Here is a 7,945-nt window from a genome sequence, read left to right on the forward strand (position 1 = left end):
TGATGCTAGTATAGTTTCATGGACACAACCTAGTTAAGTTCTTTAAAATTTGACTAGAATGATAACGAAAGGTTGTGTCCATAAATGGGGAACAAAAATACAGGCAAAAAATATAATGAAGATTTTAAGAAAATGATTGTAGATCTTTATCTTACTGGCAGCTCAGCCAAAGTGTTAAGTGACGAATATGGCGTATCGGAAGTAACTATTTATGCATGGGTTAAGAAATATTCTCCTATTCAAACAGAGAACGGTTCATCCATTACAGCTGATGAAATTGCAAAAATGAAAAAGCAGATGCTTCGTCTCCAGGAGGAAAATGAAATCTTAAAAAAGGCTATGGCCATATTCGCGAAAAAGTAGAAACCACTGAGCTGATTAATATGATTGAAGATTTACAAGATCAACACCCAGTCCAAACGATGTGTGAAGTATTAGGTGTTCCTAAGAGCACGTATTATCAATCGTTTCATAAGATAGAATCTAAAAGAGAAAGTGTTAATAATCAACTGAAGAAAAGAATTTTAGAAATTTATGAAGAAAGCAAGAAGCGATACGGTGCCCCTAAAATTCACAGAATGCTTGAGAAAGAAGGTTATTTAGTGAGCCTTAAACGTGTTCAACGGCTTATGGCAGAGCTAGGTATTCGCTCCATCGTAAACAAGAAATTTAGACCCCAAGCTAGTAAAGGCGAAGTAGTTGAGCGAGAAAATATCCTAAATCAAGATTTCACCACTACTACGATTAATGAAAAATGGGTTACAGATATTACGTATATCAATACGTTAAGAGATGGCTGGTGCTATCTTGCTTCTGTTCTAGATTTACACTCAAAGAAGATTGTTGGTTATTCTTTTGGTCGTAATATGACTACTGGTTTAATAAGAGCAGCTTTAGAAAATGCTTATCAAACACAAAACCCGAGTGAAGGGCTCGTTCTGCACTCAGATTTAGGCTCTCAATATACAAGTGAAGAATTTCAAAAAGACTGTGAATCTAAGAAAATCATCCAATCCTTTAGTAAAAAAGGCTGCCCCTATGATAATGCCTGTATTGAATCATTTCACGCCATACTAAAGAAGGAAGAAGTAAATCATGTCACATACATTGACTTTAAAACGGCGAATCTAGCTCTATTTCAATATATAGAAGGTTGGTATAACCGAAAAAGAATTCACAGTGGTATTGGTTACCTTACCCCACAAGATGTGGAAGATAGCATTAGAAGAGCTTCATAAATTGAATCCTCTCTCAGACTAGGTTTTACATGGAGAGGGGGGGATGATAGCCTATTGGGCAAAGCCAAGATTTTGATAAGAATCTGGCTACTTGGCTGTGGAATCTTGCCCACAGAGGCTCCATGTCAAACTAACTCCAAACTAAGTTTGTACAGGTACTAAAAACTTAACTTTTTTGTGTCCAGAATATTGACTCAGATCCATATCTTTGGTCTAATTATTGGTTTAGTTCTGTCTTACTTTTTTGAACATTTACTTCTTATCGTATTAACATTAATATCCGCACTAATATTCTGGATAGTTGATGAGGGTATGAGAAATAAATTTAAGGATAATAATTCAAATTTTTTCATTTAACGGGAGCGAGTGTTCAATAAGGAATTAGCTGCTGACTAAATGGATAAGGGGGAGGGATTATATGGTATTTGAAACATAAACAGGACAACTTTCAGTTGTAATTACCCTTGCTTTTGGGGTATTGCTAATTGTTCTATATCCTATAATCAATAGGGAAAATAAATAGAATTTATTAATAGAAACCCAAATAAGAAGGAATAATAAATTGTTACCAACGATGAGATTATCATCGTTTTTTTCTTTATTCACTATTTAATTAAAAGGTGCTCTTGTTCAATAACACAGGCGCTTATCCACAAAATTAGTGCCTTCACTTGTTGACATTAATGGGCAGATTAATAAGCAATTTTAGATTAGCTACAGAGAATCCTTTTAATAGGATCTGGGATTAATAGTAAACATAGTCAGCTTCAACTAAAAAGGTATCGTTAGTTTAATAAAACAATTAGGCTGTCATTTATGGCAGCCTAATTAATATTAACAAATTAAAATAAAACACTAACACAAAGATCAGGAAAAAATCTACCTCCTCGTCGTAACCCCCTGCAGGGACTGCCTGTCCTACTACTCCTACAGGAGTCTCGTGTCCTTCCACTTCATTCAATTCTGCTAAAAAAATATTTATCGTTAACTAGCCTATTTATCTTTTGGCAGGTAGGATGCAGATTATATGTGGGCCTCTACATGCTCATACATTTTCCTCAACATCCGCTTTGCCCGAAACAGCCTTGTTTTAATTGTCGAGACAGTTATATTCAAGTGATATTGTATTTCTTTTACAGATTGATCCTTAAAGTAGTAGAGTATAATGACCTCTTTATATTCGGTGGAAGCTGTCTAAGGTTAAAAAGGAGTTCTTCTTTCCGAAAATTATTAAATACATCAGTTTCAGGTGTACCTTCCTTACCCGTAAATAGGTCTGTGTTTTCATAAAACAAATCTCGATGACGGTAACCTTTTCGTAAAAAATCGATACAATGATTAATTGCAATTCTGTAAATCCATGATTGAAAGGTACAATTGCCGTTAAACTTCTCAAGCGTTAAATAACACTTCATAAGAATTTCATGTGATAGATCTTCCGCTAAATAGTTATCTTTTACAAATGAAAGTGCGAGGCAATACACCTTCTCTTTATATTTAATATATAGCTCATTCCCTTTTTGCTCATTTTGACTTTGCTTTAATGGTGCTAGAACAATGCCTTTAGATGATTTTGCTTTCACGTTAGCCTCCTTACGTAATCCCCGTGTCCTGAAAGACCATTGCAGCCAAACTTGTCTATATTCTATTTCACAAGCAATTCATGTAAGTATAACTCAAATGAACCCTTTTTTTGTGTAGAATCTTTTATGGCTAATTGACCTTTAAAAAGAGTTTTGCCTGTTGTCACATCAGCAACGATTACAACCGTATTTATGATTGATTTTATTTGGGACGTTGCTGCATAGAATTTTCCATCTTTAACAGTGAGTAATGGAAATCGTTCTTCACCTTTTTCTCCGGAAAATTCGAGTTTGAAAACTTTACCAACTTGTTTATCTACTAAAGAATAAGTTGTTACGATGAGCTCCTGTCCATCCAGTTTAGTAAAATAGAGAATGGAATCATCAATTAAACTAAGTTGGTTCTCCTCCGAGTTCATGTCTGGTACATTAATATCTATTTTTTCCTTCGTAGTTAAATTATACGAAATAATTTTCTGAGTTGAATCTTTTACCCTTGTAGATTCCGCTTCTTCAATTACTTCTTCTTCCGTAATTTGGAATACAAGATGTTGGCTCGCTTTTGTCGGACTGGACCCAATTAAACTAATATGGGTTTGAGTATTACTTTTTCCCTTAGCTACCTGGAAAATGGCTTCATGGTTACTGATTTTTTGATTCACGATATCAATGGTATAAATATGTTCCTCATTAAATAAGCGATCTGGACTTGCAATCGAGTTTCTGGTGATAAGGTATAACACATTCTCCACCATTTGGACATCTTGGATAAAAATATAATCAAGCTTTTCATTATCTGGGACATCCACCGTGAAGGAGTAATTCGTATTATCATTTTTATTTAATAGAGATATATTAAACTTAAAATCACGCGATCTTAATGAACCATGTTGATTACTTACATCTGCATATGCCAGAAATTGTTGGTTTTCAAAATACTGATCAATAGATGAATACTTGCCTCGCATGAAGGTACGATATTCTTCCTGTAAATCTTTAATCAAAGTTGGGGGCTGCCCAATGATCTTGTCTAGAAAGGAGCGACCATTGTAGGTTGACCCTTCTGCAGTAATTTTTATAATTGTACTTACATAATCTTGAGAGGAAGTATCAACATAAGATCCATCCAAAACCAATCGTTCAATTTCTTGCACATCACCGCTTATCGTATGGATCACAAATTCCGGGAAGTGTTCAGCTGACCTAGCAGCATTTATATAAAACGATCCAATACTAAGTATGATCACAATGATAGTGGCAGTAAATTTCCAGTATTTTTTCATTATTCAACACCCCTTATACAGTTATCTTTTTCCTTAATAAGAATCCACTCATCCAAATAGATACCGCGAGTACAATCAACCCCATCACGATGACAAGTATAAACAGTTCAAGTGGATAGAAGAAACCATTTAGGACAAACTCATGTAAAAGTAATGGTGAAATCACAACAACGACAGAAACTCCAAAATACATAAGACCAATAAAAATCCCTTTCCACCTGAAGCTTCTTTCCATTAAAATTACGGTAAATAAAATAGAAACAGCCAATAATCCTGCACCATAATGTAAGATAAACTGAACAATGCTATTGGGAAATATGATGGTTAATTCTGGTATACTGGTCAAAAATTCTCTTACTGACATATCGTTTCTAAACTCGTAAGGCACCAACGCTTTCATAACCCACATCTCGATTGGTAGAAAAAGAAGTTGAAAGGCAACAAATCCAAGAGTCATGATAAGGATCGTGGTAATCTTGGCATAAAGGATATTTAATCGTGTGGTAGGTAGCATTAATAATCGGTAAATAAATGTATTTTTACCGGCCCAATCACGATACCAAATCAGAAAGATGTAGAATCCAACACCAGCCACACAAAGTGCAATTGGACCCAAAAACCATAGATTTCTTGCTACTTGTAAAATGCTTATTTGACCGAAGGATTCTAAAAAAAGTTCTTTAGACATCATCTCTTCATAAATTTTTTCATTAGCCATGTTTAAATAGCTTCTTGACTTCACGATTACGCCAATCATCTGTGAAATGAATGTTAGTCCTAGTAAAATGGTAAATAGTTTTGCAATCCGATTAAATTCAAAATTAACGAGTTTCATATAATTATTCATTACAGATACACCTCTCTCATTACATCAATGACAGATTTTCCTTCATTTTCACGTGCTTCTTCTGCGTTAAATTCCTTTGTTACCATTCCGTCATCGAGAAGGACCACCTTATCAATTAAATGTTCGATATCTCCTATTTCATGTGTTGTAATGATGACACCTCGATTTTCAATTAAATGACTAGTGAATACATTTGCAATTTCTTCGCGGCTGAATATGTCAATTCCCGAGAACGGTTCATCCATTAATAGATAATCCACATCCAGTGCTAACCCAAGTAACAGATTAACCTTTGCTGTTTTTCCTTTTGATAAGGCAGAAATTCGGTCACGTTTATTTAATCTGAAAAAGCCCAGTAATTCTGTTGCTCGTTCGTGGTTCCAGCAACTATAAAAATCACTCATAAATTCCATAGCCTCTGCTATTGTCATGTGTGGAAGCATAGTTATAGCGTCAGGGATAAAGGTGATTTTTTGAAATGTATCTTTATTAAGTGGTTTACCGTCAATCAAAATCTGTCCTTTATTAATAGGAGTAAGAGTCATTATGGCATTTAAAATGGTCGTCTTCCCAGCTCCATTTAATCCAATCAAACAAGTGATTTCCCCCTTGTTCGCCTTGAAGGATACACCTTTTAATATTTTTTTTCTTCCAAAGCTTTTTTCAACCTCTTTTACTTCAATCATGTTTAAGCCTCCTTATCATCGACAGCCATATACTTTTCCCTAACGAGATCAAGAAGTTCCTCAATGGGTGCATTAATGGAACGAACAGATGTTACAAACAGGTCAACTGCTTCTATAAGTAATTCATCTCGCACCTTACCTAATATCTTTTGATCTGTTGTTATTTTACTGGGGTAATTTTTCTCCGTATAAATCAAACCATGTTCCTCCATTTCTTTATATGCTCGCTGAGCAGTGTTAGGATTCACCTTCAACTTATTGGCCAACTCACGTCTAGAAGGGATTTCTTGTCCAGGTTCCAACTCACCAATTGCGATTTTCTCTTTAAAATAACGGACAATCTGCAAATAGACTGGATCTCGATTATTAAAATTGACATTCATCAAAACAACTCCTATACGACCTTAAATTAATTTAAAGTGTGTGTATTAATTGGTTCATACACTGTGAGTGTATTATATGGGTAATACACTAGGGTTGTCAATCCCTCCCATGTAATTTTATTTTGAGGTAAACAAGTGTTTAACTCTCCCATGGTAGTGGAGTTGCAACTTTTATCTGTGAAGGGGGAGGAACACAATCTACCGAGAGGTAGAAAGGTTTCCCTCTACTCGACATATTGAATAACAAAATGGGATCAGCAGCTGCTGATCCCTTATTCTTTAATGGGTCTTTTAGTTCAATAAGGGCATGATAAAATAAAGAGAAAAAATGTGGTTGGTGTTCATATGAAATATTATAAATTGCTTCTTGATGATAGTAATCAAACCGGTATGCTTTTGTAATGATAGTAAAGGATTTGAGCAATACCACCTCATAGAAGGAAAGTTCATAAAACATTGGAATGAGGGTTTAACCTTTTACTTCTACACAGACGATGGTAGCGAGCAGACCGATTACTTAGCAAACAATTTGGGTTGGTTTCTTGTTTCGGATAAATTAAAAAGTTTGTTAACAGAAATTGATAAAAGTGATATTCAGTATCTCCCAGTAAGAGTTGTTAACATAAAGGACAATTCTATAATAAAAGGTTATTCTGTCGCGAATGCACTTAGCGTATTGGGTGTATTGAATCTGGAACATTCCGATAATAGCGTAATTGAAGCTGATGAAGATAATGTGCAGTAACTGATTATCATATATTTAAAATTAAAGGTTTCAAAATACCTATGTTTGTTTCAGAAATATGTAAAGATGCTTTCTTAAAACAAGGGATTACTGGATGCGATTTTTTAGAAGTAAAAACAATCTAATCTTCAACTATTGGGGGCACTTCTTGAATAAGCGAAATAAGGCTGGGACATAACTAGCTTCTCTATATGAAAAAAAGTGAAATCGTGTCATCGATTTCACTTTTTTCATTAGTTTTCAGTTATGTGCGGACAAGACCTTCTCATCTTGCCGCATATTTTCGTATATTCACGGCCATTAATGCGAGGCCGATCTCGTTTTCAACTTTCAATTTTCCACGTACTGAAAGTCGAGTGAAACCTAAATTAGCCTTCAAGAATCCAAAAACTGGCTCCACGTCCATTTTACGTTGGCGGTAAATGGCAGCCGTTTCTTCATCTGAAAGCTTCGTTCTCACATATTCTTTTTGTTGTTCCCATTTCTCATTAATCAGGAGTTGGCGATTTTTCCCTTCTTGCGCTTTCGTACAGTTTTTACGAAGTGGACAGCCCGTACAGTCCTCACACTCATAGACTTTGAACGTACGCTCGAATCCTGTTTTATCCGTGCGAACCGAATGATATTTAAATTGAACTGGTTGCTGATTTGGACAGGTGTAGCTATCACTTTCCTCATCATAGGCCCAATTGCTCGATTTGAACGGGTCGTTTTTGTATTTTTTCTTTTGTTCATTTAAATAATGACCATACGTAATGAGTGGTGTACGCTTGCGTTTTGAAAGAATATCATCGTAATTTTGCTCACTTCCATAGCCCGCATCCGCAACGATATGTTCTGGTAATGTAAAGAACTGACCCTCGATTTGATCAAGGAAGGGAATGAGTGTTTTCGTATCCGTTGGGTTTGGAAAAATGCCGTACGCCAGTGTAAATTGTCCTTCTGTCGCCACCTGAAGGTTATAGCCTGCTTTGAGTTGCCCGTTTTTCATATAATCATCTTTCATTCGCATAAAAGTCGCATCTTTGTCCGTTTTGGAATAACTGTTACGTGGTCCAAAAATCTCAAAGTCCTCGACGTACTTCTGCTTACGCTCAATCCAATCATACACTTGTTTCACGACTTGTTTCGGCGTTTTTCGTTCCCGACGTAACTCTTTACGCCTAGAGACATCATCGGA

The 7,945-nt window shown here is 35.5% G+C and carries 10 protein-coding genes; 3 read left to right on the forward strand and 7 right to left on the reverse strand.

Going from position 1 to position 7,945, the window contains the following annotated elements:
• Positions 1 to 84 precede the first annotated feature (84 nt).
• A protein-coding gene (locus tag ACFSCX_RS09010) for an IS3 family transposase (protein ID WP_377927872.1) occupies positions 85 to 1,238 on the forward strand; the annotation gives its coding sequence in 2 pieces (ribosomal slippage) (positions 85 to 337 and positions 337 to 1,238; 1,155 coding nt in all).
• Positions 1,239 to 2,261: 1,023 nt separating this feature from the next.
• Here the strand turns inward: ACFSCX_RS09010 and ACFSCX_RS09015 are convergent.
• From ACFSCX_RS09015 to ACFSCX_RS09040, 6 genes are all read right to left on the reverse strand, one after another.
• Positions 2,262 to 2,405, reverse strand: coding sequence for an RNA polymerase sigma factor (locus ACFSCX_RS09015; protein WP_377927880.1), 144 nt, complete (start codon positions 2,403 to 2,405; stop codon positions 2,262 to 2,264).
• Complete coding sequence (locus ACFSCX_RS09020; RefSeq protein ID WP_377927873.1) at positions 2,372 to 2,821, reverse strand: RNA polymerase sigma factor; 450 nt, start codon at positions 2,819 to 2,821, stop codon at positions 2,372 to 2,374. Before ACFSCX_RS09020 ends, ACFSCX_RS09015 begins: the two co-directional genes overlap by 34 nt.
• Positions 2,822 to 2,883: 62 nt before the next feature.
• Positions 2,884 to 4,104, reverse strand: a complete 1,221-nt coding sequence (locus ACFSCX_RS09025) for a hypothetical protein (protein WP_377927874.1) — start codon at positions 4,102 to 4,104, stop codon at positions 2,884 to 2,886.
• 13 nt (positions 4,105 to 4,117) lie between these two features.
• Positions 4,118 to 4,951: a hypothetical protein gene (locus ACFSCX_RS09030; protein WP_377927875.1), complete on the reverse strand. Its 834-nt coding sequence runs from the start codon at positions 4,949 to 4,951 to the stop codon at positions 4,118 to 4,120.
• Entirely contained in the window at positions 4,951 to 5,637 is a 687-nt protein-coding gene (locus tag ACFSCX_RS09035) for an ATP-binding cassette domain-containing protein (protein ID WP_377927876.1), read from the reverse strand. The genes ACFSCX_RS09030 and ACFSCX_RS09035 overlap by 1 nt, the downstream gene beginning before the upstream one ends.
• A gap of 2 nt (positions 5,638 to 5,639) precedes the next feature.
• A complete protein-coding gene (locus ACFSCX_RS09040; RefSeq protein WP_377927877.1) occupies positions 5,640 to 6,020 on the reverse strand; it encodes a GntR family transcriptional regulator in 381 nt (126 codons plus the stop codon).
• Between the two features lie 370 nt (positions 6,021 to 6,390).
• Here ACFSCX_RS09040 and ACFSCX_RS09045 point away from each other — a divergent pair, with 370 nt between their 5' ends.
• The gene (locus ACFSCX_RS09045) at positions 6,391 to 6,765 is read left to right on the forward strand and encodes an imm11 family protein (RefSeq protein ID WP_377927878.1); all 375 of its coding nucleotides are present in this window, start codon (positions 6,391 to 6,393) and stop codon (positions 6,763 to 6,765) included.
• Between the two features lie 41 nt (positions 6,766 to 6,806).
• A complete protein-coding gene (locus ACFSCX_RS09050; protein ID WP_377927881.1) occupies positions 6,807 to 6,890 on the forward strand; it encodes a hypothetical protein in 84 nt (27 codons plus the stop codon).
• A gap of 140 nt (positions 6,891 to 7,030) precedes the next feature.
• Here the strand turns inward: ACFSCX_RS09050 and ACFSCX_RS09055 are convergent.
• A partial coding sequence (locus tag ACFSCX_RS09055) for a transposase (RefSeq protein ID WP_377927879.1) occupies positions 7,031 to 7,945 on the reverse strand: 915 nt, incomplete at its 5' end.

Source organism: Bacillus salitolerans (assembly GCF_042680805.1).
Lineage (GTDB): Bacteria > Bacillota > Bacilli > Bacillales > SA4 > Bacillus_CJ > Bacillus_CJ salitolerans.

Bases quoted from the DNA above. Each gene is read 5' to 3' on its own strand.
- ACFSCX_RS09025 (WP_377927874.1), bottom strand. From the start codon at position 4,104: ATGAAAAAATACTGGAAATTTACTGCCACTATCATTGTGATCATACTT.
- ACFSCX_RS09035 (WP_377927876.1), bottom strand. From the start codon at position 5,637: ATGATTGAAGTAAAAGAGGTTGAAAAAAGCTTTGGAAGAAAAAAAATA.
- ACFSCX_RS09040 (WP_377927877.1), bottom strand. From the start codon at position 6,020: ATGAATGTCAATTTTAATAATCGAGATCCAGTCTATTTGCAGATTGTC.
- ACFSCX_RS09030 (WP_377927875.1), bottom strand. From the start codon at position 4,951: ATGAATAATTATATGAAACTCGTTAATTTTGAATTTAATCGGATTGCA.
- ACFSCX_RS09050 (WP_377927881.1), top strand. From the start codon at position 6,807: ATGTTTGTTTCAGAAATATGTAAAGATGCTTTCTTAAAACAAGGGATT.
- ACFSCX_RS09045 (WP_377927878.1), top strand. From the start codon at position 6,391: ATGATAGTAATCAAACCGGTATGCTTTTGTAATGATAGTAAAGGATTT.